Annotated in this window: 22 protein-coding genes; 13 read left to right on the top strand and 9 right to left on the bottom strand. The window is 56.3% G+C overall.

The window, feature by feature from the left end; translation table 11 throughout:
• Nucleotides 1–40 precede the first annotated feature (40 nt).
• On the top strand, nt 41–1855 hold the full coding sequence (locus AABZ39_11250) for a phospholipase D-like domain-containing protein (protein MEK6795348.1): 1815 nt from the start codon (nt 41–43) through the stop codon (nt 1853–1855).
• A 1-nt stretch (nt 1856) separates the two neighbouring features.
• On the opposite strand, the gene priA is transcribed toward AABZ39_11250, so the two are convergent.
• The 4 genes from priA to AABZ39_11230 form a co-directional block, all read right to left on the bottom strand.
• Nucleotides 1857–3899, bottom strand: coding sequence for a primosomal protein N' (gene priA, locus AABZ39_11245; protein MEK6795347.1), 2043 nt, complete (start codon nt 3897–3899; stop codon nt 1857–1859).
• A complete protein-coding gene (locus tag AABZ39_11240) occupies nt 3848–4219 on the bottom strand; it encodes a TraR/DksA family transcriptional regulator (GenBank protein ID MEK6795346.1) in 372 nt (123 codons plus the stop codon). The genes priA and AABZ39_11240 overlap by 52 nt, the downstream gene beginning before the upstream one ends.
• 29 nt (nt 4220–4248) lie before the next feature.
• Complete coding sequence (locus tag AABZ39_11235; GenBank protein MEK6795345.1) at nt 4249–5586, bottom strand: tetratricopeptide repeat protein; 1338 nt, start codon at nt 5584–5586, stop codon at nt 4249–4251.
• Nucleotides 5587–5756: 170 nt separating this feature from the next.
• A complete protein-coding gene (locus AABZ39_11230) occupies nt 5757–6899 on the bottom strand; it encodes a uroporphyrinogen decarboxylase family protein (GenBank protein ID MEK6795344.1) in 1143 nt (380 codons plus the stop codon).
• 123 nt (nt 6900–7022) lie between these two features.
• Between AABZ39_11230 and AABZ39_11225 the strand changes: the two genes are divergently transcribed.
• The 5 genes from AABZ39_11225 to rfaE2 all read left to right on the top strand — a co-directional run bounded on the left by AABZ39_11225 (nt 7023) and on the right by rfaE2 (nt 12116).
• Nucleotides 7023–7808, top strand: coding sequence for an AraC family transcriptional regulator (locus AABZ39_11225; GenBank protein ID MEK6795343.1), 786 nt, complete (start codon nt 7023–7025; stop codon nt 7806–7808).
• Between the two features lie 70 nt (nt 7809–7878).
• Entirely contained in the window at nt 7879–9228 is a 1350-nt protein-coding gene (locus AABZ39_11220) for a tetratricopeptide repeat protein (GenBank protein MEK6795342.1), read from the top strand.
• Between the two features lie 23 nt (nt 9229–9251).
• The gene (gene hflX, locus AABZ39_11215) at nt 9252–10352 is read left to right on the top strand and encodes a GTPase HflX (protein MEK6795341.1); all 1101 of its coding nucleotides are present in this window, start codon (nt 9252–9254) and stop codon (nt 10350–10352) included.
• Entirely contained in the window at nt 10349–11632 is a 1284-nt protein-coding gene (locus tag AABZ39_11210; GenBank protein MEK6795340.1) for an ion transporter, read from the top strand. Before hflX ends, AABZ39_11210 begins: the two co-directional genes overlap by 4 nt.
• Nucleotides 11633–11639: 7 nt before the next feature.
• Nucleotides 11640–12116, top strand: coding sequence for a D-glycero-beta-D-manno-heptose 1-phosphate adenylyltransferase (gene rfaE2, locus AABZ39_11205; GenBank protein ID MEK6795339.1), 477 nt, complete (start codon nt 11640–11642; stop codon nt 12114–12116).
• A gap of 453 nt (nt 12117–12569) precedes the next feature.
• Here rfaE2 and araA read toward each other — a convergent pair whose 3' ends face one another.
• From araA to AABZ39_11185, 4 genes are read right to left on the bottom strand one after another with little or no spacing between them, the layout of a single operon-like run.
• Complete coding sequence (araA, locus tag AABZ39_11200; protein ID MEK6795338.1) at nt 12570–14057, bottom strand: L-arabinose isomerase; 1488 nt, start codon at nt 14055–14057, stop codon at nt 12570–12572.
• A gap of 39 nt (nt 14058–14096) precedes the next feature.
• Nucleotides 14097–14795, bottom strand: coding sequence for an L-ribulose-5-phosphate 4-epimerase AraD (araD, locus tag AABZ39_11195; protein ID MEK6795337.1), 699 nt, complete (start codon nt 14793–14795; stop codon nt 14097–14099).
• A gap of 3 nt (nt 14796–14798) precedes the next feature.
• A complete protein-coding gene (locus AABZ39_11190; protein MEK6795336.1) occupies nt 14799–16472 on the bottom strand; it encodes a ribulokinase in 1674 nt (557 codons plus the stop codon).
• 10 nt (nt 16473–16482) lie between these two features.
• Nucleotides 16483–17508, bottom strand: a complete 1026-nt coding sequence (locus tag AABZ39_11185) for a LacI family DNA-binding transcriptional regulator (protein MEK6795335.1) — start codon at nt 17506–17508, stop codon at nt 16483–16485.
• Nucleotides 17509–17629: 121 nt separating this feature from the next.
• Here AABZ39_11185 and AABZ39_11180 point away from each other — a divergent pair, with 121 nt between their 5' ends.
• The 6 genes from AABZ39_11180 (at nt 17630) to AABZ39_11155 (ending at nt 24650) form a co-directional block, all read left to right on the top strand.
• Nucleotides 17630–18493 carry a DUF1295 domain-containing protein gene (locus AABZ39_11180; GenBank protein ID MEK6795334.1) on the top strand — a complete coding sequence of 288 codons (864 nt, stop codon included), beginning with the start codon at nt 17630–17632 and terminating at the stop codon, nt 18491–18493.
• A 4-nt stretch (nt 18494–18497) separates the two neighbouring features.
• Complete coding sequence (locus AABZ39_11175) at nt 18498–19199, top strand: AzlC family ABC transporter permease (protein ID MEK6795333.1); 702 nt, start codon at nt 18498–18500, stop codon at nt 19197–19199.
• A complete protein-coding gene (locus tag AABZ39_11170; protein ID MEK6795332.1) occupies nt 19196–19525 on the top strand; it encodes an AzlD domain-containing protein in 330 nt (109 codons plus the stop codon). The genes AABZ39_11175 and AABZ39_11170 overlap by 4 nt, the downstream gene beginning before the upstream one ends.
• Nucleotides 19526–19559: 34 nt before the next feature.
• Nucleotides 19560–20831 (top strand): substrate-binding domain-containing protein, encoded by a 1272-nt coding sequence (locus AABZ39_11165; GenBank protein ID MEK6795331.1) that lies wholly within the window; start codon nt 19560–19562, stop codon nt 20829–20831.
• Between the two features lie 64 nt (nt 20832–20895).
• A complete protein-coding gene (locus tag AABZ39_11160; protein ID MEK6795330.1) occupies nt 20896–22380 on the top strand; it encodes a cellulase family glycosylhydrolase in 1485 nt (494 codons plus the stop codon).
• Nucleotides 22381–22532: 152 nt separating this feature from the next.
• Nucleotides 22533–24650, top strand: coding sequence for a hypothetical protein (locus tag AABZ39_11155; GenBank protein MEK6795329.1), 2118 nt, complete (start codon nt 22533–22535; stop codon nt 24648–24650).
• A 22-nt stretch (nt 24651–24672) separates the two neighbouring features.
• Here the strand turns inward: AABZ39_11155 and AABZ39_11150 are convergent, their stop codons facing one another.
• Nucleotides 24673–25623, bottom strand: a complete 951-nt coding sequence (locus AABZ39_11150) for an AraC family transcriptional regulator (protein MEK6795328.1) — start codon at nt 25621–25623, stop codon at nt 24673–24675.
• Between the two features lie 132 nt (nt 25624–25755).
• Here AABZ39_11150 and AABZ39_11145 point away from each other — a divergent pair.
• On the top strand, nt 25756–26545 hold a 790-nt coding region (locus AABZ39_11145; GenBank protein MEK6795327.1), incomplete at its 3' end, for a sugar phosphate isomerase.

Here is a 26545-nt window from a genome sequence, read left to right as displayed (position 1 = left end):
AATTGTGCTACAATCGCCGGATCAGAAAAGGGAGGGGTATATGAGAGCCCTATATTCACTGTTCTTTCTCGCTTGTACATTGCATGGCGCGGCGGTAACGGCATGGTTCGGGCCTTCGTCCGCTGCCGATACGAACGGTATTTACCGCAACCTTCTTTCGTTCATCGACACGGCGACGAACACCATACGCGGTGCCGTCCATGAACTTGACCTGGTATCGATAGCGGCGCGTTTTGCCGATGCAAGGAGGCGCGGTGTCGAGGTCGAACTGTGCTTTGAAACGAAGAACATGGAGGGCAGGTCACGGGCGGCGCTTGCCGTGCTCCGTGAATGCGGCGTCAGGATATTCCCCGACAAACGAAAGAGCGGGCTCATGCACAATAAATTCCTAGTCGCCGACGGCGTACGCGTGTGGACGGGCTCGGCGAATTTCACCTGCAATGACATGTTCCGCAATTACAATGACTGCCTGCGCATCGAATCAATGGATGTCGCCGCGTTCTATACCGACGAGGCCTTATCGATAAGCGATCCGGTGACGTTCCCGGCAGCACGCAGCCGCGAACGCTCGTTCACACTCGGGACCGAACGTATTGTCGTGCTCTTTTCTCCCGGCGGCGGCGTATCCTACCGCATCGGGGAGACGGTGCGTCGTGCGAACGATACGATACGCTTTCTTACCTTCGCCTTCTCATCGGAAGCTGTGTTGGGCGCCATAGCATACGCCGAGCGGCGCGGCGTGTCCGTGTTCGGCGTTTTCGATAATGTGTTCGAGAACCCGCTCGCGACGCGCTCGTGGAGAACGGTGCCGTTCCGTGAGCTTTCCGAACGCGCGGGCGCCGTCGTGCGCTACGATAATGAGGATGCGAAGATACATCACAAGACCATCATTTGTGATGCCGATACGGTGATAACCGGATCGTTCAATTTCTCGCTCAACGCCGAGCGCAACAACAATGAGAACGTGCTCATGATACGGTCGCGGCCGCTTGCCCAGGCGTATGCATCGCGGCACGCACTGCTCTTCAAGCGTTTCAACAAGCCTTCGCGTTCCGAGCAGTATCGATCGCTTTGTGAGACAACGATCGCGGGAGGGAAGAAGCCCGTCCCGTGGGAGGTATTCACCCACGAATGCGCTGTACGAACGGCCGGAACGCTCAAGAGCCGTATCACGAACGGCGTTTTTCACTGCATCATTCGGGAGATAGTGAGCGGTGATGTGATGCGCTGCGAGGTGAGCGGGCTCGATGAGTACGTCGTCGTACGGCTTGCCGGCATCGAAGCGCCGGCCGTCGATGCCGGTGCAGGCCAGTATCCGCAGGCGGCGTATGCGCGGGAGACGCTTGCGCTCATCGCGGCAGGGGAGACGGCGCGCGTTTCCATCGTGCGTGAGAACGGTTACTGTTCGTTCATAGCGGATGTGCGTACCCGTACGAACTATTCCCTTGCAGCGGCGATGGCATCATCGGGATGGGTGTTCACCGATACGAATGCATCGAGCATGGTGCGTGCTGCCGCATCCAATGCAAAGGAGAGGCGCATCGGTATATGGTCGGAACGTTTCGCACTTACCGAGACACCGGCCGAATTCCGCGAGCGATGCCATGCCGAACGTCGCGCTCGGGTGATAGCGCTCGATCGTGAATGCGATACGTCATTGACCGATGGCATCAAGACAGACATAGGCGTCAAGACCGCCGAAGGTGTCATTGGTAATCGTGCGACGCGGCGATACTATCTCCCATGGACGAGCGATCATGAACGCGTGGCGAAACGCATCTCCGAGAACAATATCGTGTATTTCGCGCATGAATCGAACGCGTTAGCCGCAGGATTCATCCGCGGTGGGAAATAGATCAGAGCATGCTCGCAGGGTCGACATCGATCTCAAGAAAGTTGCTCTTTTTCGCACGGAAGGTATCGCGTATATGCGTGATAAGACCGGACACCGCTTTCTGTGAGTCGGCTTTGAGTATCAGATGATAGCGGTGATATTTCTTGAGCTTTGAGAGCGGGCAGGGTACTGGGCCGAGCACATCGACGCCGCTGTACGTGTGTTCGGTACAGAGCGCGCGTATCCGTTGTGCGTCATCGGCAACGGCCGTTTCATCCTCGCCGCGTACGACAAGGCGCACGAGCCGCGAGAACGGCGGATAACGGAGCGCCTCACGAAGTTCTATCTCGGAGCGATAGAACGAGAGATAATCATGCGTGCGTGCGAAGCGTATCGCGCTGTGTTCGGGATTGTACGTCTGCACGATGACCTCACCCGGGCTTACCCCGCGGCCGCTCCTGCCGGACACCTGTGTGATGAGCGAAAAGGTGCGTTCGGATGCGCGGAAATCCGGGAAGTGAATTCCTGTGTCCGCCGAGAGCACGCCGACGAGGGTCACATCGGGGAAATGAAGTCCCTTGGCTATCATCTGCGTGCCGACGAGTATGTTCGTCTCCCCGCGGGCGAAATCCCCGAGTATGCGTTCATATGCACCGCGCAGTTTCGTCGATTCCTGGTCCATTCTCCCGATGCGCGCCTTGGGGAAAAGGAGCGCTATCTCTTCATGCACTTTCTCCGTCCCCGTGCCGGTCAACCGTACCGGCGATGCGCCGCATTCCGCGCAGGTGTCGGTGAAGTGCTTGCTATAGCCGCAGTAATGACAGAGAAGCTGCCGCCGCCCCTTGTGATAGGTGAGCGTTACACTGCAGTGCGGACAGCGCTCCGCCGTGCCGCAGGATGAACAGACAACGGTGGGTGAATAGCCCTTGCGGTTGAGGAAGAGTATCGCCTGCTTGCCTTGGTCAAGGGCGCCATGCACCGCTTCGACAAGGTCCTCGCTCATCGCGGGGAAGAGTTCCGCCTTTTTCGCCGTGCGCATATCGATGACGCGCACCGTCGGGAGCTCTATCCCCTCCGGGCGTTTGGTAAGCGTCAGGAGCGTAAGCCCCTCGCCTTTGCTCGCATGATGATACGTTTCTATCGACGGCGTCGCGCTCCCGAAAAGGACGGTCATCGATTCATGCTTCATCCGGTAGAACGCGATCTGCCGCGTGTGGAATCGCGGGCTTTCGGACGATTTATAGCTCGTTTCATGCTCCTCATCGATGATGATGATGCCCGGGTCCTTGAGCGGTGAGAATATCGCCGAGCGTGCGCCGATGACGATGGATATTTCGCCCGAGCGTATGCGCTGCCAGTAGGCGTATTTTTCCGTCTTCGCGAGACGGCTGTGGAGCACGGCTATCGGCGTGTCAAAGCGCCGCGTGAAACGTTCTATCGTCTGCGGTGTCAGCGATATCTCCGGTATCACGACGATGGCCTGACGGCCGAGGCGTATCGCCTCCGCAATGGCGCGGATATACACTTCGGTCTTGCCGCTCCCGGTTATGCCGTAGAGGAGGAATGCCTTCGCATCGTGCGCCGTAAGCGCTTCGGTGATCTTCGTAAGCGATGCATCCTGTTCATCGGTGAGCGTGAGCGCTCTCTCCGGTACACGCGGCTCATCGTGCACGGCGCGTATCCGTTTCGCCGGATCGCCTGCGGGGAGGGAGGCGAAGAGCGCCTCGCCGAAGGAGCAGTGATAGTACGATGCCATCCATCGGGCCATGGCAATGGCGCGTTCATCGCATATCGGACGATCATCAACGACGGAGATGATGTTCTTTATGCCGCGAATGCCGCCGTCGCTTTCGGATTCAGAAACGACTATCCCTTTGAGCGTGCGTTTCCCGAAGGGTGCGATGACACGACATCCATTGATCGCGTGAGCGACAGCATCCGGTTTGCGGTAGGTGAAAACGCCGTCGGCGGGGGTGTTTATCGCGACGGTAAGGTACATCGCCCGAAAGAACGCTATTCGGTCGCGCGATGGCGTTTTTTTTCTTCTTCCTGCTTCGTGGAACACTTGATGCAGCGAAGTGCGTAGGGGATCGCCTCAAGGCGGCTTTCCTCTATCTCGACCGTGCAGTCGATGCAGCTGCCGTATGATCCCTCGTCGATGCGCTTGAGCGCAGCGTTCAAGCGTTCGAGACGGTTCTTTTCGTTCTGTGAAAGCCCGACGAGAAGCTGCTTTTCATACGCCTGGAATGCGATATCGGCAATGTCGCCTTCTTCGGGTTCCTTGATGGCATTGTAGCTTTCATTCTCCTGCATGAGCTCCTCAAGCACCGCCTTTTTCTCGGTGAGAAGGATGTCCTTGAACTTTTTCTGGCTTTTCTGATTCATGCGTTTCTTCTCCGTTGCATGTCGTATTTCTAGCGCTTGATCTGGCCGAGCAGGCGCTTGAATTTCTCTCCGCTGACAAGGTCCACCGCATAGCGTTCCGATGCTTTCTGCGCCGCTTCCGTGAATCCGGCCGGGCCGAAATAGATGCCGCGGTCGGCACGATTGTCCTTCATGCGTGCGAGCAGTTCCCGAATATGGAGCTCGCCGATGGGGTTCGCCGATTTCACCGCCTCGATGACGTTCTCGAATATGGTCGTGCCGTCCTTGAAGGTGGTGTGGAATATTATCTTCTCGCCGTCGACGATCTCTTTGATGACACGGTGACCCATTTTTTCCGCGACCTTCATGAGCGTCGCCTTGAAATCGGAAAGCGGGAGCATGAGGAGCGAATCGAGCTCGTTGCCTACGCCCTTTATCTTTCCGAAATCCTTGAGCTTCTCCGGAACGTCCCGGAAATCAGGGTCTATGTTCGATATGCGGCGCCACAGGTCAAGCGCCTTATCGAGCTTGCCTTCGCGGGTGCGTACCTGTCCGAGTATGTACATCGCATCGAGCATATCATCGTTGCTGCCGCCCTTGGCGACCGCATCCTCGAGCATGGGAATGGCCGTAGTGAGATCGCCTATCTCGAAATTGGTGATGGCGGCTTTCAGACGCGCCCGCTGCGACCAGGCAGGGTTCTTCGCCGCCTGGTCGAAATAGCGCACCGCTTCGACGAATTTGCTTATGCCGCGCGCGGCAAGCCCCATGGTATAGGACATTTCTGCATCGGATGTGCCGAGCTCTATTGCACGGCTGAACACGGCGAGGGCTTCCGCGTGTTTTTCCATCGAGAAATATGCCATGCCGAGCGCGCGGGCGACGGTGCCGTTATGCGGGTCGAGCGAGAGCGCCTTCTTGAGCGCAACGCTCCCGGCGGCGTAATCGCCTTTCGCGAGCGTAAGCTCGGCGAGCTTCACCTGTACCGCAGAGCTGTCCGGCTTGAGCTTCGCCATGGCCTTGATCTCGCGTTCCGCGGCATCGATCTCTTCGCGTTTGAGATATATCTCTGCGAGACGGGTACGCACATCGAATTCACGGTACACTTCGGAGTATACTTTCTTTACGAGCAGATCGGTGTACAGGCGTATCGCCTTATCGAAGAAACGTTTCGCTTCATAGGTGCGCGCAAGGTACCAGCGGCTGTCGGGGTTCGCCGATGGTGAGCGCGAGAGCTTTTCAAGAATGACAAGGGCGGCATCGTAATTGGCGCGGTTGAAAAATCCGACGGCCTTCTGGTACCCGCCGCCGTAACTGGAGATGACGAGGGATATGACGATGATGCCGATGCCGACAATTATGCTCGCAAATACGATCGCGACCGTCATCTCGCCCTCCGCCGATGCCGTTGGGCATCGTTTCTTTTACCCATCGCATTCTGAACGCAATGCCATAGGCGGGATACATTCTACGTCGGGCATCTTCCTTTGTCAAGGTGAATGCCGGGAAATATGGGGAATACGGGGGAAAGAGGGTTTTTCATCGGATGAAGCATCGGTCATCGATTCGCTGCGTATCGTTCTTCCATAATATGAATGATCGCTTCATAATTGCCGAGTGTCCGCTGCGGCAGGGCCCTGCCGTATGGGCAGGCGGAGGGCATGAGCACGAAGCGGCTGTCGAGCGTATCTCCTTCATCAAGGGCGGCATGTACCTTCGGTATGAATTCATCCCGGCGGAGCGTTTCCATATCGCTCACCTCGAGATTACCGAAGAGCGTCATTGACGGATACCGTTTTCGCACCGCTGCAAGTGAAACATCGCCCTGGGGCGGGGGCTCTATCGGATCGAGCGCGTCGGCCCCGGTAGCTGCGATATGATGGAGCACGTTGGCGAGATTGCCGTGCGAGTGTATGCGTGCGATGCCGCCGGTCTCCTGTATCAGGCGTACTATCTCCGTATCGTATCCGGTGACATAGTCGCGAAACAATGACGGCGGGAGATACGGCTCCGACGCATATTCCGGACCGTAGATGCGCCAGAGTCTGCCGGGAAGAGCACGGACCGTCGCCGCAATACGGGGGTAGATCATGCGTGCGCATCGGTCAAGGAGCGAGCGGAAAAGCGAGGGTTCCGTCATCGCGATGACGGTATATTCGTCCATGGGGAAAAGCGCCGCCGCCATGCAGAGCGGGTCCGCCGTATTGAGCATCACGATGCCGCTGTCGCCGAGCGACTTCTCCATTGCGAGAACAGGTGCGATGTCAGGGGTGCCGTCGATCGGGGACTCCGGCAGGGAGAGATATGCCTTGAGGTCATCGACGTTCTTAAGGAGATGTTCGGTCACCCATACCGTATCGATGTCCTTGTGCCGCCGCGACGACTCCGTGAGCACGCGTCCGTCCGTGCGTATCGTTTTTGTCGCAAGACGCTCATCGCCCTCGATGCGTACATCCACGGTCGTGCGTTCCGCGAGCGGATCGTGCGATGTGCCGCGCATGGCGACAGAAGCGTTGACGATGCGGTCGCTTTTCTCCCTGGTCAGTGCAAGGAGCGGCTTCCATGACGGATCGGAATAGATATTGAACGCATCCGTGTCATGCTCGTTCTGAGTAAGGCCGTTTATCTCATAGAAGCATACGGGCGGGCGGTCGACCTCTTGCCCGCGAATGGTTCGTTCGAGCCGTTCTTTTCGTGTCATTGTACCGCACATGGCATCGCTCCTTCTCTTTTGTCCGCAGGCATAGTATACTACGCACAGTATGAACGGGCTTTGGCAGAACGTGGCATCTGTTTCGCATTTTTTTGCATGCCGGGGAGCATCATGACATCGACCTTCGCGCCGTGTCCCATCGAACGCATCACCGGCGTATGGAAATTCCATCGGCCTTCCCTGCGCGTGAGCGAGGCGCGTTCACTCCCGGGGCATCTCGTCCATTTCATCGCATCCGGCGGGTATGAACTCACCGTGAGCGGACGCACACGCGATGTATCGGCGGGCATGGTCATCTATTACCATGATTCGGAGAACGTGCTCTGGCGCGGCAAACGTTCGGCGGTGACGTTCTATTCCGTGGGCTTTTTGGCGGACATCATGCCGCCGCCGCCGGAACGGCGCATCATGTCCCTGCCGTCGCTCAAACGCGACTTCGCATCGCTCTACCGGCATTCGCTTCTCCCCGAAGGCAATGAAAGGATATTCCTTCTCTATGCCGGTCTTTCACGGATATTGGCCGGTATCGCCCGCGGCAATGCGCATACGGTCATCGCACGCGATAATGAATGGTGGGCGGTGGAGAACCGCATCCGCGGGGAGAAGCGCTATCGCATGAGCGTTCCGGAGATACTGGGGCATTATGCGAAAAGCTATGCTACGCTCAACCGCGCCTGCCGGAAAGCGACGGGGCGATCGATAGCGAAAAGGCTCAGGGAGCTCTGTCTCGAAGAGGCGAAAGGCCTTCTCGCGTACTCGGCCCTGTCGGTCACGGAGATAGCCGATCATCTCGGGTACTCGGGGATACATGAATTTTCAAGGGATTTCAAGCGGCATTGCGGTGTGCCTCCCACACGGTATGCTTCGGGGGCGGTAAAGCGGCGTTTCAGTTCATAGCGTCTTGTGTCGATAATAATGATGAGTTCTATCATATTAATACGTATCGGACCGAATAACCGGTAACACTATGTGGGTCGTACTGCTCGTAGCACTCGTTCTCGCCGTATCCTATTGGGCGATGATAATGTATCAGGGGTATATCTTTCCCCGGAAGGTGAAAGCCATACGCGAGCTCATCGACAGTCAGCGGTACGCGGAAGCGAAGGCCGCCGTCGATAAACTCCCCGCATCGCAGCGCGACGACCCCATGGCGAAGTGGCTTCTTGCGCAGGCGAACATCGCCGAGGGGCAGTACATACTCGCGATGGTGGCGCTGCAGGATATCTTGAAGCGCCGCCGCTATACGGCCGACCTCAAGGAGTATCAGATCCATGAGGGGCTCGCCTACTGCTATGAGAAGACGGGACGCCTTAAGGAATCGATACTCGAGCTCCAGTTCGCGGTGCATCTGAAGCCCGACCATTTCGATTCGCTGTACACGCTCGGCAAACTGTATTTTGAACAGCGCAATTATCAGATAGCCGAGTCGTATCTCTCCCGCGCCATCAAGATCAATTCGCGCAATCCCCACATCTACTTCCTGCTCGGCACCATCGCCGCGGCGCAGAAGGACATCAAGCGCGGCATCGATATGTTCACGATGTGCACCGTGCTCGATCCTAATTTCTACAAGGCGCACAAAGAGCTCGGGCGCCTCTATTACGATCTGAAGGATTTCGTCCGCGCGCAGAAGAATTTCACCATCGCGAAGGCGAACGCCGAGTGCTATCGGGAATCGATCATCTACGAAGGCCTGTCGCTCTTCGGCATGCATGAATTCGAGGGCGCGTCCGAGGTGTTGAAGGAAGCCCTTGCTACGATACCGGAGAACGACCGGTTCTATCTCACCGTGCTCGAGTCGCTCGCCGAGTGCTATCTTAAGCTTCGCAATGTCAACGAGGTGCGCATCATCTGGGAGAGCATATTGAAGGTCAGTCCCATTCACCCGGAGGCGAAAGGGCGCATGGCGCTGTTCCGTCATATATTCAACAGCAATCGCCTCGCATCGTTCTTCTCGCTCCCGGACGAAAAATACGAGATGTTCGTCCGCCGTTTTCTTGAGCAGCATGAATTCTATGTCGAGGCGCTCGAGGTGAGGAGCGGCGACGAGATCATCGTGCAATGTCAGAAGAACAAGATGGGGCAGATGAAATTCGCCTTCATCCTGCTCTTTACGAGAAAGCCCAAGCAGATATCCGTGGAGGAGGAATTGCGCGAGCTTTTCATCCTCATCAAGAACCGCCATGCAACGCAGGCGTATGTCATCACCCCGTTCGATTTTCACGAGGAGTGCTTTCAGTTCATCACATCCCGTCCGGTGGAGCTTATCACCGGTGAGCGTTTTGCCGCCGCACTTGACGGGGAGGATATCTTCTGAGCGCTCGCGTTCCCGTCATCACCGTGCACGCCATCGTCAGCAGGGAAGGGGCGCAGTCCGCGGAAACATCGCTCGCGGAGCTTTCGCTCCTTGTCGACACGCTCGGCATGAACGCGGTGGAAAAGAGAACGCCCCGCGTGCAGCGCATACACCCCAAACATTATCTCGGTGCCGGACAGATCGAGGCCATTGCCGCCCGTGCGCGTGAGGTCAACGCGGCAGCGGTCGTGTTCAATAACGAACTCTCCCCGTCGCAGCGGCTCAATCTTGAGGATATGTTCGAGCTCGCCGTGCTTACGCGTACCGATGTCATCCTCCGGATATTCTCCATGCGTGCACGGACGAACATTGCGAAGCTGCAGGTGGAGCTTGCGCGGCTTACGTTCGAGTACCCGCGGCTTAAGGGCACATGGTCCACCATGTCGCACACCGATGCGGTGACGGGAAAGCTCGGCGGCCCCGGGGAGACAAAGCTCGAATATGACCGCCGTCATGCCCGCGAGCGAATGCATGCGATACGGCGTGATCTTGCGCGTGCCGTGAAGAACATGGCGACCGGGCGTAAATCAAGAAAGGACGCGTTCACCTGCGCCCTTGTCGGCTACACCAATGCGGGAAAAAGCACGCTGTTTAACGCGCTATGCAATGAAAGCGCCTATGTGGAGGACAAGCTCTTCGCAACGCTCGATACATCGACGAGAAAGCTCTATCTCGGGGACGATGTGCGCCTCGATGTGGTGGTGAGCGATACCGTCGGCTTCATTGCAGATCTTCCGCACCTGCTTGTGGAATCGTTCACGTCCACACTGGCCGAGGTGAGGGATGCCGATCTTCTCGTGCATGTGGTCGATGCGGAAAAAGAAGCGGTGGACCGCGATATGCGGAGCGTTGAAGCGGTACTTGCCGAGATAGGCGCACACGACATCCCGCGGCTTGTCGTATTCAACAAATGCGACCGTATCGATGAGTACCGAAGCGCGATACTTCGCACGGCGAACCCTGAAGCGCTGCGGGTGAGCGCGCGTATGCGGACGGGTATCGACGAATTGAAAGAAAAGATAAAGGGCATTATACTGTCATCCGAATCGGGAACGCGCGCTGCGCTCCGGGGGAATATCGTATGATGATAAAGCCACTACGCCTGCCATTCCTGGTGAAGGCCGCCGATGCGGTGAACCCGTACATCGTCATGGTGTCCATCGCGGGGCTGATCCTTGAGTTCACACCGCTTAAGACCGTGCTTGTTTCCGGGGTGCCGGTGCTTATCATGGTCAACCACGTTATCGACATCATCTTCGTCCTCGATTTCGTTGTCCGCATGGCGACGCTCCCGATCAGGCAGTATTTCTTCAAAGGCTACGGATGGATAGACCTTCTTGCAAGTATTCCCGGTATCGCGCTTATTTTCCAGGGTGCGATGTCGTTTTTTGCGACCTTTAAGGTCACCCGCATAGGGCGTTTCTTCAAGATAATCCGCCTGCTCAGGTTCCTGCGCATATTCAGCTTTCTCAACCGGATGAAAGGCGACAGTGCGTTCGTGCAAGAACGCATCATGAAGATAGGCGTATCCATCGTCCTCGTCTTCATCGTCGGCATTGCGCTTACCGACCACTTCACCTATGAGCATCTCATCGACCTGCGCGTATCGGCGGTGCAGCAGAAGAACGAGGCGTTCAACCGCGATGTCGGCATGACGCGCATGTTCTACGGGCAGAAGGTGCTTTTCTATACCGAGGACGGAGCCGTGTACAGCCGCGATGGATCGGCCGTCACCGATCAGAAGGAGATAGAGCATCTTTTCCACCGGGTGCACGGTGAGATAGAGTGGAATGTCGTTGTGCCGCTCTCGTCGTCGTCATTCATCGCTGCGCCGCATGTGAAGCTCCCCCTCACGTCCATTGTCATCACTTCCAACGACCTCATGTTCAAGCACGATGTTATCATGCTCATCCTCATCGCAACGCTCGTGGGCATACTCCTTGTCATCATCATGTACATGGGTTATATTTTTGCGCATGATATGCGGCATGTGCATCTTATCATCGATTCCATCGACGCCAACGACTACATGCTCCTCGAAGAGGAGGCGCGCGGGCTTTCGCCCGACGGGTCGCTTGCGGTCATCGAAGGCGAGGATGAGATACGCAGCCTTGTGAAGATGACGGCGAAACTCGCCCGTCTTTCCGAGGCTTCCCCATCGGCCGCCGGAACGGAAATTGAGAGCGGCACGCTCCATGGTGTGGATGCGGATACGGTCCGTCGTCTTGTCGATGAGGCGCTCGCAGGCAAGGTGATCGCCGATGCGGATACGCTCGCCGCGATGACGAAGGCCGCCGCCGTCGACGCGGTCACGGTGAGCACGAAGACCATCGCCGCGTATATCAAGAAACATATCGGCAGGTGAGCCGCCCATGAGCGTGGAAAAGATAATACGCCGCGAAGAGCTCGCGCCGCTCCTTGCTGCGGTTCGCCGCGAGGGGAAACGGGTCGTGTTCACCAACGGCTGTTTCGACATACTCCATCGCGGCCATGTGGATTATCTCGCCGAGGCCCGCTCGCTCGGGGAATTGCTTGTCGTCGCGCTTAATGACGATGCATCGGTGGTGCGTTTGAAAGGGCCGACGCGGCCGGTCAATAAACTTGCCGACAGGATGGCGGTGATCGCCGCGCTTGAATCGGTGCGCTTTGTGACCTGGTTCACCGAGGACACGCCGATAGAGACTTTATCGCTCCTTAAGCCCGACATTCATGTGAAGGGCGGGGACTACAAACCGGAAACACTTCCCGAATATGCGACGGTCACCGCCTACGGCGGACGCGTGAAAACGGTGAGCTTCCGCGACGGGTATTCGACGACGGCGATGATCGAGCGAGCAAAAAAGCCTTAACGTATTCGTTCCCACTACGTACCGCAATTAAGGGTGTTGCCACAATCGTTTTAAATATTTCCTGCCGATAGAACACTCACCCATCCCCCGCCGCGAAATACGCGGCACCCCCTTCCCTCTCTCACAGGGAAGTGAGAGGGGGAAGGGGGGTAAGATTACATTTTTGGATATATCATGTTGACAAGAGAGTCTACCATGCGTGCACGGTACTTACGTGCAAACAAATTTGCACCGGGTTGATGTTGTGGAATAACTCCGTGGCAAAAGGGTTATGGATTGAAATTCAGTCGGTAGCATGCGCTTCGATATCATATTTCATCTTCTCCCCTTCCCCTCTCTCACATTTCCGTGAGAGAGGGGAAGGGGCCCGGGGGATGGGGTGAGTGTATATCGTGCTGAGAATCGCATTATGCAGATCTGAGGCTGTATTGACATCCGTGATGCAAAGCCGCTCTACCCGGCCAGCACTTCCGTCAGCGCCAGTTCGTTCTTGAACGAACGAATATCCGTATCCGCGTCGATGCACAGACATTCTATCCCCGCCATTTCTGCAAGATCAATGAGATGCTCCATCGTAAGCGCGCGGCTGTATACCGTATGATGCGCGCCGCCGGCGAGTATCCATGCCTGTGCCGCCGTCGGGAGATTCGGATGCGGCTTCCACAGGGCGCGAGCGACCGGCAGCTTCGGCATTTCCTGCGAAGGCAATACCGTCGCTACGGCGTTCAGTATGAGACGGAATCGGTTCCCCATATCGATGAGCGATGCGTTGAGCGCTTCGCCCGCCGCTGCGGTGAATATCAATCGCACAGGGTCGGCCTTGCCGCCGATACCGAGGGGATGTATCGAAAGCGATGGCTTCGCGGTCGCTATCGAGGGACATACCTCGAGCATATGCGCACCGAGTACCATGCCGCTCCCGTCCAGATGATACGTATAATCCTCCATGAACGATGTGCCGCCGAAAAGCCCTTCGTCCATCACCTTTAACGCGGCGAGCAGCGCTGCAGTTTTCCAATCGCCCTCGGCACCGAAACCGAATCCGTCGGCCATGAGGCGCTGCACGGCAAGTCCGGGAAGCTGACCAAGCCCGTACAGGTCCTCGAATGTCGTCGTGAACGCGGAAAATCCCCCGCGCGTAAGAAATGCCCGCATACCGGCCTCGATGCGTGCCGCTTCCTTGAGCGACGCATGTTTCGCGCCCGACGGAAGTAATGCCGGCTCCACATCATAGTCTGCCTGATATTCATCGATGAGCTTTTTTATATCCGCATCCGATACCGCCTGTATCGTGGCCGCGAGATCACCTATGCCGAAGCCGTTGACGGATACACCGAGCTTCATCTGCGCTTCCACCTTGTCCCCTTCGGTGACGGCTACCTCGCGCATATTATCGCCGAAGCGTGCCACCTTCATCGTGCGAAGCGCATTGTATCCCGCTGCGGCGCGAGACCAGACGGCGAGTTCATGCACGACGCGGGGGTCCTTCCAGAAACCGACGACGACCTTCCGCCGCTTTTTCATGCGTGTGCAGAGAAAGCCGAATTCTCGGTCGCCGTGGGCGGCCTGGTTCAGGTTCATGAAATCCATATCGATGGTCGACCAGGGAATATCGCGATTATACTGCGTATGAAGATGTACGAACGGTTTATTGAGGCGTGAAAGCCCTGCTATCCACATCTTCGCCGGCGAGAATGTATGCATCCAGAAGATGAGGCCGATGCATTCCGCTGCACTGTTCGCCTCGACAAGAACACGCTCGATCTCCGAAGCGGTCGTCACCACCTGTTTGAAGACAATTGACACGGGTATCTCTTTCTCTGCCGCGAGCGAATCGGCTATCTCCTTTGCGTTCTTCGCCACCTGACGGAGCGTCTCAGCCCCGTAGAGATGCTGGCTGCCGGTGACGAACCAGACCTGTTTTTCTTTCAGTGCGTTCATGATGACTCCTCGTTAATGCTATGATAGTGCGGCGTTACGCTATTCGCCCTGGCCGTAGTATGCGTTCCTGCCGTGCTTTCGGTTGAAATGTTTCTCGATAAGCGTGCGCTTAATGCTGCCGGCGCGCGGGTCGACTGTGCAGGTTATCGATGCCATTTTCGCGAGCTCTTCGAGTATGACGCTGTTGTATGCCGCTTTCATCGCCGTAGCGCCCCAGGTGAACGGCCCATGCCCGGCGACGAGCACCATCGGTGTTTCATTCGGATCTTTCTTTTTAAATGCAGCGACTATCTGATTACCTGTTTCTTCTTCATAATCTTTTTTGATCTGCGCGTCGGATATCATCGCCGTGCACGGCACTTCGCCGGGAAGATGATCGGCATGCGTTGTGCCGAAGCAGGGAATGGATCTCATCGCCTGCGCCCATGCTGTGGCATAGGTGGAATGCGTATGCACGATGCCGCCGATGTCCGCGAACGCGCGGTAGAGGACGAGATGGGTCTTCATATCCGACGAGGGACGATGCTTCCCCTCGATAACGTTCCCGCTGATATCGAGCACCACCATATCCTTCCAGGTGAGATCGGCGTAATCAACGCCGGAGGGTTTTATCGCAATGACGCCGCGCTTCCTATCGGCAGCGCTTGCATTGCCGAAGGTGTACAGGACGAGGCCGCGTTCGGGGAGCTCGCAATTCGCCTCGTATGCTTCGCGTTTCAATTCTTTATAAGCAGGCATGGATCACCTCGTCCGGCTTTCCACGAATTCTCCGAGCTTCGTGTACTTTTCATAGAGCGCGCGATACGCCTCGGTGCGTTTCGCGTCGGGCTTGTATTCCTTCGAGAAACCGCCTCCCATTGCACGCTGCGCATCATCCACCGTTCGGTACAATCCTGCCGCGACAGCAGCGAACATAGAGGCGCCGAGCGCGCAGGCCTGATCGGACTGAGCCACTTTGATGGGGCGCCCGAGCACATCGCATACTGTCTGCATGACGAATGATGATTTCTTAGCAATGCCGCCCAGCGCGATGACGCTTTTTATCGGCACGCCCTCCGCCTCAAAGCGATCGACTATCTTTTTCGCACCGAAGGCGGTTGCTTCAACGAGCGCGCGGAATATCATCGGCGCATCCGTGCCGAGAGTAAGGCCCGTAACAGCGCCGGTAAGAAGCTGATCCGCATCAGGCGTACGGCGGCCGTTGAGCCAATCAAGCGCAACAAGACCGGTATCACCGACAGGCATCTTCTCCGCTGATCTTGACAGCTCGACGATGAGCGCATCCGATACCTCATCGATGATCTTCGCTTTTGCTTTTTTCGAGAGCGACTTCGATCTGCCGAGAATGGTCTGTGTCGGCCACAGCAGCAGTTTCTTGAACCATGCATACACATCGCCGAACGCGCTCTGTCCCGCTTCCATGCCGAGCATGCCGGGGATTATCGAGCCGTCGACCTGCCCGCAAATGCCTTTGATGAGCTTTCCGCCGACTTCCGCATTCGGTGCGATGAGCATATCGCAGGTCGATGTCCCCATCACCTTCGAGAGCGTGTACGGTCCTATCATCCCGCCGACGGCGCCCATATGCGCGTCGAATGCACCGACGGAAACGGGAATGCCGACGGGAAGACCGAGCTTTGCAGCCCATTCGGGCGTGAGCGTTCCCGCAGATACATCGGATGTATAGGTGTCGGTGAAAAGCCGTTTGCGTATCCCGGCAAGGAGCGGATCGAGCGCAGCAAGGAATTCCTCCGACGGCAATCCGCCGAAATCCGCGTGCCACATCGCCTTGTGTCCCGCGGCGCAGCGGCTTCGCTTGAGCGTGAGCGGGTCCGTATTGCCGGTGAGGAGCGCCGGGAGCCAGTCGCAATGCTCGACCCATGAGAACGCCGCTTCACGGACCTTCGCATCGGCGCGGAGCACATGGAGTATTTTTGAGAAGAACCATTCCGATGAGTAGATGCCGCCGGAATATTTCGTGTGATCGATGCTCCACTTTTTTGCGAGCGCATTGATCTCTTCTGCCTCTTTCACCGCGGTGTGATCCTTCCAGAGCACGAACATCGCATTGGGGTTTTCCGCAAATGCGTTGGTAAGGGCAAGCGGTGTGCCGCTCTTGTCCACCGCTACCGGCGTTGATCCGGTTGTGTCGACAGCCATGCCGCGTATCGAGCGGACGGCCGATGTACCTGCACGCTTTGCTGCACCTTTCACCGCAGCAATGAGTCCCTCGATGTAGTCGAGCGGATGCTGACGGAACTGATTCTTCGCCGGCGCACAATACTTTCCCTGCTTCCATCGTTTGTAGTACGACACGGCGCTCCCGAGCTCTTTCCCGGTCCGGGCATCGCAGATGACCGCTCGGACAGAATCGCTTCCGTAATCAACACCGAGTACACGATCCTTCACAGCCATGGCTGTCTCCTTATGCCCGGTAATAGCGGACATTCTCTTTCGTGATGATATCGAGCGGCATGAGCATGCGGTCGGCTTCCGGCGGGGTTTTCAGCGCCACGCTCCGGTACAGCAGGGTGAGGCCGTTGCGCACCTGCACATCGGGCTTCTGATCTATGATGAAGTCGATCATACCGGTCTCGACATGCATGCGGTTGACCTCGGTAAGATCATACCCGATAAAGGTCCGTTCCCTTTTTCCGCCGGCAGCCGCAGCATAGGTTGCGAAGCGGTGGACATCGGCGCTTGCTACAAAGAATCCTTTCGCATCCGGGTGTCGCAGGAAAAGGGCTTTGACCGCCGCATCGTCCTCTGCGTTCCCGTCAAGCGGCTCGACGATGATACGGGATGGGCCGCCCATGCGGTCGGCAAAGCCGCGTATGCGGTCGGAAATATGATGGTCGTCGGCCACCGGTTGAACGGCAACGATCTCTCCGTCTCCGGCCGCCAGGGACATGAGCTTGCCGGAAAGAACGCCGCTCTGATAGGAGTCCTGCCCGATGAACGCGATGGGGCTTACATCCGGGATATACGAATCGAATAACACGACAGGTATGCGCGACATGATATCGGTAAGCAGCGGTATGCCGGCGGAGGGATCTACAACGGCGGCGAGAAGCCCGTCAGGACATTCCTCCGCTGCAGAGCGCATCGCCTTCTCGAACGATGTGCGCGAATAACGGTCGTATCGGAATGCAGCCGTCGATACAGAGAAGGGCGCAAATTCCTTCCCGGCATCCAGAAGCCCCCGATCGGCGAGTTTCCAGTAGCCGCCGTTCTGCGCCGAACGCGGCATGACGACGCCGAACCGGAGCTTCTTCGCGAGCGAAAGGTTTCGCGCGAAGATGTTCGGCTGATAATCCATCTCTTTCGCGGCTTTCATTACTTTCACGATGGTCGATTTCGCCGCCCGCCCGCGTTTGTGGAGGACGCGGTCAACCGTACCGATCGACACCCGTGCGCGGCGTGCTATGTCTTTTACCGTAACATTCGGCATTTTTCACTCAAATAATGCGTTAACGTACACGCATAATATATGCGCATACGCATGTATTGTCAAGCAGGTATGCATGCGGGGTCTGCTTGCTGTTTCTCCTGCTCTTGCTATAATCCGGGGCATGAAAAACATCGTAGTGACCAAAGCGTTCGGCCTCGCATACTGTTTTGCCGCATATATGTGCGCTGGCGTGCTTATCGTACTTATTTCTCCTGTACTTCACGGTTTGCATCCGCTACTTGCCGTTCTCATTGCCGACTGCGCTGCCATGCTTGTTGTGTTCCTCTTTTCGGTCTTTTCCGACAACTCGAGCGTATACGACCCGTACTGGAGCATTATCCCGATACCGATCGCACTGTATTTTGCCCTTGTTCTTGATGCGCCGCTCTGGCGTATTATCCTTATCGCCGGTATAGTGTCGATCTGGGGGCTCAGGCTTACCGGGAATTGGATACGGAGATGGAAGGGATTATCACACGAGGATTGGCGGTACGCCGATTTCCGGCAAAGCTCCGGGCGATGGTATTGGCTGGTGAGCCTCCTCGGCATTCATGGTTTTCCCACGCTCATCGTATTTGCCGGGTGTCTTTCGCTCTTCGCGGCATTCGCGTCATCTGCCCCGTTCGGCGTGTTCGATATCCTCGGTGCGTTCGTTGCCATCGCTGCCGTCGTGATCGAAGCGGTTTCCGATGAAGTGCTTTCGCGATCGATACGCACGGGTAAAAAAGGCGCGCTCTGCGAACACGGGCTCTGGAGATATGCACGTCATCCGAACTATTTCGGCGAAGTGCTGTTCTGGTGGGGGCTGTGGCTTTTCTCGCTCGCTCGTTTCCCGGAATATTGGTGGACCAGTGTCGGCCCCGTTGCGATGACGCTTCTGTTCGTCTTTATCAGCGTTCCGATGATAGACCGTCATATGGCGAAACGCCCGGGGTATGCACGGCGAATGAAGCTGTCGCCGCTCGTGCCGCTGCCGCGTCGCTGAATTGATGCAGCGAACACGATCAGCAATAAAAACGGGACCGCACCCGATCTCACGAGCGTTCATTGATACGCTCCCTGTCATGTTCGGCTATATCCCCGTCGGGATGACGTTCGGATTTCTCCTCGTAAAAGCAGGGCTTGTCTGGTACGCGGCGCTTATCATGAGCGTGTTCGTATTTTCCGGCGCGACGCAATTCCTCATGCTGTCATTCATCGCTGCGGGCACCCCGCTCCCCATGGCGCTCTTTACCATGCTCCTGCTCAATCTGCGGCATGCCTTCTTCGGCCTATCTCTTCTGAGGAAATACGGCGGCACGGGCATGCTGAAGCCGTACCTGATATTTGCCCTCACCGATGAAACGTATGCCCTTGCCGCAAGCGCTCTGCCGAATGAGTCCATCCGCAAGCGATATTTTTTCTTCATATCGATCTTCGATCATCTCTACTGGATCATCGGGTCTGCTGTCGGTGCGCTCATCGGTGCTGCCGTTCATGTAGAACTTGCCGGACTTGATTTTGCACTTGCGGCGCTTTTCACCGTACTCGTGATCGAACAATGGAAGGCGGTGCGCCGATTGACACCGTTCATCGTCGCTGCCGTTTCCGGGATACTCTCGCTTCTGTTCATTCCGCACGCATATATGCTCCTGGCGGCGATCGTCGCCGGCGTGATCATACTTCTCGTGCTGAGGCCGCGCAACACATGAGCATCGATATCATCATGCTTATCGCCGGAACAGCCGTCATCGTGTTCGCGACACGGCTTGCACCGTTCCTTATATTCCGCTCGGGTAAAATGCCAACGCTGCTCGTCTATCTTGAAACAGTGATACCCCCGCTCGTGCTCACCATCCTCGTCATATACTGTCTGAAGGATGTTCGCTGGGCCCTGTTCCCGTACGGCGCGCCGGAAATACTCGCGCTCACTGTCGTCGCAGGTGTACATCTGCTCCTTCGCAACGCCTTCGTGAGCATTGTCGGGGGAACGGCGGTCTACCTTGTACTGCTTCATCTGATATTCCGCACCGCATAACAGCGTTCGCACATGTCCCCATATTGTGTTAACGATGGATCGAAACTATAATCCGGTCATGCGCGTGATGAACAAACAGAGTGCAAAGCGGGATAGGCCGCTGCGGGACCGTATCGCCGTCATCAACATGTTCGCCTCGTGGGCGAATTCGCTCGCCGCCGAATACTGGATAAAGACGATATCCGGCATACAGGATATAGCGGTGAGTGAAGGGACCGTTATCGATTTTATCGATCGCGACATGTTCGACCGACGCATTGTATCGAGGATGCACCGGATGTATGACGGCATCATCGCTGCGATCCCGGCGGGCAATGCCGCGCAGACACTATGGAACGCCGTATCCGAACGACTGCCGTCGGTGGCGGTCATGTCCATGCCGCGAAAGGAACCGCGCGCATTCGTCGGTACTGATGACGCGCTCGCGATACGGAAGGTGATGTCGCATTGTGCCGAAGAAGGACATCGATCGTTCGTCTATGCCGGGCTTGACAGAGAATCATATGCGGCGATACGAAAGCAGGCGTTCCTGAACTCCCTCCCGAAAAACGCCGCGGGAAGGACGGTCAATTACCGTCATCTCTATGAAAAGCACGGACCGTATGCCCCCGATCGTGCGGCCGAGGCGCTTCTCGACGATATTCGCGCTCGCCCTGTCGATGCTGTTGTTTTCGAATCGGATTTTTTCGCATCACGCTTCATCAAGCATGCCGACCGCAGCGGGCTGTCAATACCGCGGGACATCGCTGTTGCCGGCTTCAACGACATGCCGGAACGTCCCCTGCCGGTCGCGCTTACGACGATACGCCATGACGGCATTTCCATCGGACGTACGGCTGCGCGCATGCTTTTTGCGCAGATACGCGGCAACGGCGGGACCGGGACTGCGCTCATCGAACCTGCGCTCATCATACGCCGTTCATCGCTTAAGAATTCCCTCGGCGGCGAGAGCGGCGATGCGTTCAAACACTTTGTCGAGGCACGCATACGCGAGTGGCATCCCTATCCCGAAATGATTCGTTCGCTTCCTTCAACGATCGGTATCTCCCGCACACAGTTCTCACGACGCTTCTCTCACGTGTTCGGGAAAAGTTTTGTCGCCTACGTGAACGACGTGCGCATTGCTTCAGCGGCACGATCGCTTGCCGGTTCGGATGAAGGCATTACCTCGATAGCAATGAATACGGGTTTCAATAATCATACGAATTTCATGAAATTTTTCCGACGATCGTACGGCTGCACGCCGGGCGAATACCGGATGCGTGAACGCACAAAAGTTGCATCGAAGGAACATCACAATAGTTAGAGCCTATCGCCAGTCGATCTGTTATATTATCACGGAGGTAATGAACATGAAATGGAGCATCATTATGGCTATCCTATCGGCAGCGGCTTACGCACAGACCGTCGCATCGTTCGACTTTTCCGGCGAAAAGGGTGCCGACGGCTGGGGAAAAACAAAGCAGGCAAGCATCGAAACATCGGAAGGATCCCTGCGGTATACCGGCAGCGGCTGGGACGCGAAGATGTATCGCTCCGTAAGGCTTGAGAAAGGGAATTACACGATATCCGGCCGCGCTCGCGGAACGACGGTACTCCAGCTCAGGCGTACGTGGGACGCGAAAGAAAAAGCGCTTGTCAACCTCAATCTTACCCGCGACGAATGGCGCACCGACTGGCGACAATTCGAAACTGACGGCGGTAACTATATCCTCGTGATAAGTTTCGGGGCCGCAGGGGAGACCAAGGGCGAGATACAATGGATAAAGATCGAACAGGCGCCGGTACTTCCTGATACCGACATCCCCGATGCCGCCGTGCTCGAAAAAGAACGCCCGAGCCCGGCGATAGTCCGCGGATGCACCACCGGAAGTTCGACGAACCGGGAAACGTATGCAGCTTTGCGTGCGACCGGCGCGAACGTTGTACGCGTTTTCTTCGGCCCCAAAGCGTACTATTTGAAGAAAAAAACAGCCGGGATATGGGATGCAATGCCGGACATGCTCGACCATCTTGAAGCGCAGGTAAAATGCGCGCATGAACAAGGAATAAAGGTCGTTCCAGTGCTTGGCGGCATCATCATGGATGGGAAGGTGAACAACAGCAGCAGTGAATTCTGGGACCATCCTGATATCGAAAAGAATTTCTGCCGGATATGGGAAATGGTCGCGCAACGTCTTCTGCCCTACCGAGAAAGCATATGGGCGTATGATCTCTATAACGAAGCACTCGATTGGGGACAAATGCCGTATCCTCCGCGGCAGTGGCGGACAGTGGCCATCGCAGGAATAAAAGCGATACGCGCTATCGATAAGGACGTATGGGTCGTCTATGAAACGGGACCGGGCGGCCTTTCATCGGGATTCGACGGATTAAAACCGCTTCCCGACACGCATGTCATCTACGGCGCGCACTTCTATTCACCGCATGAGTTCACGCATCAAGGCGTGGGGAACATCGCAAATACCGATCTTGCAGAAGTGATGAAAAAGATCAACGTCCGCTATCCGTCCGAAGTGAACGGACGCGTGTATGATAAAAGTGTGATGGAACAGGAGCTGGCAACGACCGCGGCCTTCCAGAAAAAATACCGCGTGCCGATATACTTCGGGGAATTCAGCGTTATCAAGTGGGCGCCGAAAGAGGATGCCGTGCGGTATCTCACCGATATCATCGATGTGTTCGAAAAGAACGGCTGGTCGTGGAGCTATCATGCGTTCCGCGAATGGCCGGGGTGGAGCTTTGAGCATGATGATGCGTTCTGGGACCAGAAGTCCCCTGTGCCTGCGCCGACAACGAATGAGACCGAGCGTGCGAAAGTGGTGAAGCGGGGATTGGCGAAGAACACCCGCTGATCGCATCATCCCCTCCGTGCTGACAAAGACGATATAAAATACGGCAAACCATATCGAAAAACATCGATACTCCATATTCAAATTCCGTATATACTATACACTATCAATTCACACAGAGCGTTCTGTTACGTTTACACATTGAGGAGGCGATCGTGAAACTGCATCTTGGACCGCGTACATTGAGCATAGCGTATGCATTTTGCCTTATGACATCGACGCTTTTTCCTGCGAATGCATTTTCACCGATAGTGGAAGCGCAGGGCTGGACGCTGGGTAGTCCGGGTGCTCTTGCGCCGATCGCCGCGAACATTGACGGCGTCGACTGCCTTCGGTTTCCGTGTACCTTCGCGACGAACACCATACGCGCGGCGTGGGACAGACCGCTCAAGGCCGATCTTACCGGCGTTTCGCAGATCGTTTTTCGCTTAAAGGTATCCGATCATAAGAAGATATCTCAATTCAGTGTCTACCTGAAAAGCGGCAAGGGTTATTATCTCAACTTTGCCGCGATATATCTGCTCAACGACGGATGGAATACCGTATCGATACCGCGCACATGGTTCAATGGCACCGAAGGCAATTGCGACGGATGGAATGCAATAGACGGTATACGCCTCTCGCCCTTCCAGTCAGAAACCGGCGATTTTTCATTATACATCGCTTCTGTGGAACTCATCGCATCGGAGCCGGGGGAGAATCTGCTCGCGAACAGCGGGTTTGAGGCCGCGGTCATTGAGAATTTTCCCGACAGCTGGGGCCCCGGTCATTGGGGCCTGGGTGCGCCGGCATGGGTTGCAGACACCCCTGCATGGAGGGCTCGATGGGGCACGGTAACGGACGAAGTCCATTCCGGAAGCCGAGCAATGCGGATAGTCGGTGATACGAACACTGCAGGGTTGCGGCTCTATTCGACGCGGGTAATACTCGATGCCGACAGAGATTATACTTTTTCCGCGTGGCTGAAAAGCGATCGCGACGCATATCCGGTGACAATGTCGATAGACGGCATCGGCGGCAGGCCGGTATCGGTCGGGAAAACGTGGCAGCGGTACACGTTCATCGGCGCTGAAAAAAAGCCGCGCGCGCGGATGTGCACCATTATCCCATCAGCGAACGGCACGCTCTGGATCGATGACGTGAAACTTGAACAGGGCAACACGGTCACTGATTGGAAGCCCGCACGCATCGATGCATCGCCCGCGGCAGTAGTACGTCCATTACCGCGTATGACATCTCCCGAAATTTTTTCTGTTCAGCCGCTGTCTGTTGCGACAACAGTATCGATCGATGAACATAGACGTGTGCTTGTGAACGGAAAGCCGTTCATTCCCTTCGCGACCGGATGGGAGAGCGTCCCCACGCCGGAGATGATACGCGATACGGCACGTGCCGGATGCAATGCGATAACCTGGTGTGCCACGAGCAGGGTAACGGTCGATGCACATCGATCATTGCTTGATGCAGCGAAAAACAACGGCCTTATGGCGATAGTCTGGTTCCACAGGAATGTTTCTGCAACTGCCATGCGCGAGCATATCACACAGTTGAAGGACCATCCTGCCGTATTGGCATGGTATGTGTACGATGAGCCCGCGGTCATAACATCCGAGATACAGGGACTTTACGATATGGCCCGCACCGTCGACCCCATGCACCCAACATATCTTAACTATACGCTGTATGAGGAAAACAAGCTCGGCGATATCGCCAGTATGGACCAATACCCGATACCTGAATACATGCCGGCAATAATGGCCGGGCTTTCCCGCACCATGGAATTTTCAGCGTCGCGCGCCGGCAAGCCGAGCTGGATATGGCTGCAGGGGAGCGGGTATGCGTATTTCAAATCCCGCGAGCCGACGGGGCCAGAAGCCGAATGCATGACCTATTGCTCGCTCATCAACGGCGTACGCGGGATAAAATGGTTCGCACAGAAACCTCTCACTGCTGAACTCTGGAACGCCATGCAGCATCTTGCACGAGAGGTCCGCACGCTCACACCGGTGCTCTATTCGCTCGATGATGCGCCGAACGTGAACGTATCATCGAAGGATATCGATTTTGTCGTGAAAAAATATTCGGGAGATACGTATATAATCGCCGTGAACACGCTGCCAAGCAATGTTCCCGCTGTATTCACGCTGTCTCAGGGAATAATGGGAAAGGCGGAAGTCATGTTCGAAGGACGCAGCATTGCGATGAGCGGAGCCGTGCTCAAGGACGGCTTCCTCGGATACCAGCGGCACGTGTACCGTCTGCCGTCACGATAATCGATACCCGTTCACGATCAGGCTATCGCTTGATGCGTTCGCGAAATGCCTGTGGTGTGATCCCTGTCCATTTCCTGAACACGGTGCTGAAATGCGCCGGGCTTGAGAACCCGAGATCGTACGCGATATCGGTCACCGCTGACGTACCGTTTCTGAGAGCGTATTCCGCTTTCCGTATCTTTTCACGGATGATGTAGTCGTGGAGCGGCATACCCGTGCTTTTCTTGAATTCACGCCGGAGCGTTGCCGGTGAAAGGCCGGATGTCTCGCTCAACGCCTCTGCGGATATCAATTCGTTCATGTGATGAAGCACATAGCGGCGTATGAGATCGATGCGCAGAGCCGTGCGCATATCATCGCGGGAGGGTTTCACCTTTCCACATGCGATAGTATCGAGGAGCATCGCAAGCACATGCCGCGATACGATGGCGCCGCATAAGGGGTCGCGGCCGATAAGTGAAGCAAGCATTGCATCGAACATCGACTTCGATCCATTGCCGATGGCAAGCGGGCGGACGCGTGATGCCGTGAGTGCTGAGAACAGGCGATGTGTTTCTGTGCGGGAAAGCCCAAGAAAGCGCTCGCCTTTTTTCGGGATGCGGATGATGCACCAGTAGAAATGGGGTTTCTGCAGCGGGAGCACGCCGCCCTCATGCCAGGTATCCGGCGGAACTGATATGATATCGCCGCCTTTGACGATATGCGCCGTGTCGCCGATCCTGATATCGAACACACCGTTCGCGATATAGTAGAGCTCTATGGCCCCGGGGTGTATCTGATGGCGTATCGTAAGCGCCGCATCTGTACGCTTCCCCTGTCCGATCGATACGATATGCGGTACGAACAGCCTGTCGGTGTATATCCGCCTAAAATTACGCTCTCGTGATGGAGTTGGTGCAGGGCCTAGTGCGCGCTCCTCGTTCGGATTATGCACGCTCAGTATGGTGATGTTGCCCGGGACAGGTTGCTTCATTTTCAAAATCCGAGCATGAACGGATTATGATAGTCGCACGGCAATATCATGTATAGATTATAGTACATCAGCAGGGAATGGCAATCATGCGCGTGGGCTGTGATCGGCCGTGCATTCTCGAGGAGCACTCACTTGGGCGATACAACTATATCAGAACGGCGATCGGCACTTGATGAAGCGCGGACATTCCTCGAAAGGGAAACGCAGTTTCACCTGGGCTTGCTCATCACCGAACAGCCGCATCCCAAAACCTGCAGCTTCTCACAGACGATAGCTCGGGATTCCGCTGCGGGCATACGCATGCTCCAGTCGGTCGACGATGACATCCCTGCAATGGCCGGCCGTGTTTTTAACAGCGATACATACGCACGCCTTTGCGATGATATGTTCGATACACTTTCACATGGCGGCAGGATCTGCTTCTCCGGCTGCGGCGCGACCGGTCGTCTTGCGATACTCCTTGAAGCATCATGGCGGCGGCTCTGGAAAGCACTGAAAACATCCCAATCGTTGATCGCATCGCAATTCCCCGATGCCGAGAACCGTGTGCTGAGCATCATGACCGGCGGCGATTATGCATTGATACGAAGCGTCGAGTTCTTCGAGGACTATCAGGAATTCGGCCGCGAGCAGGTGCGTGGAACGGGTCTTGGCAAAGGCGATATGCTCGTCGCTATTTCTGAGGGCGGTGAAACATCGTCGGTCATCGGAACGATCCATGAGGCCGTCGATCGCGGAGCGAAGGCGCATTTTGTTTTCAACAACCCATCCGACATGCTCGTAAAGCTCGTCGAGCGATCGCGTGCTGTCATCGATGATCCGCGTGTACGTTCGATGAGCATCGCCACCGGGCCCATGGCTATTGCGGGGTCTACCCGCATGCAGGCTACATCATCCGAACTCCTTGTCGTCGGCTGTGCTT

The sequence above is a fragment of the Spirochaetota bacterium genome (assembly GCA_038043445.1).
Lineage (GTDB): Bacteria > Spirochaetota > Brachyspiria > Brachyspirales > JACRPF01 > JBBTBY01.
This window is presented reverse-complemented; position numbering and strand designations above follow the sequence as displayed.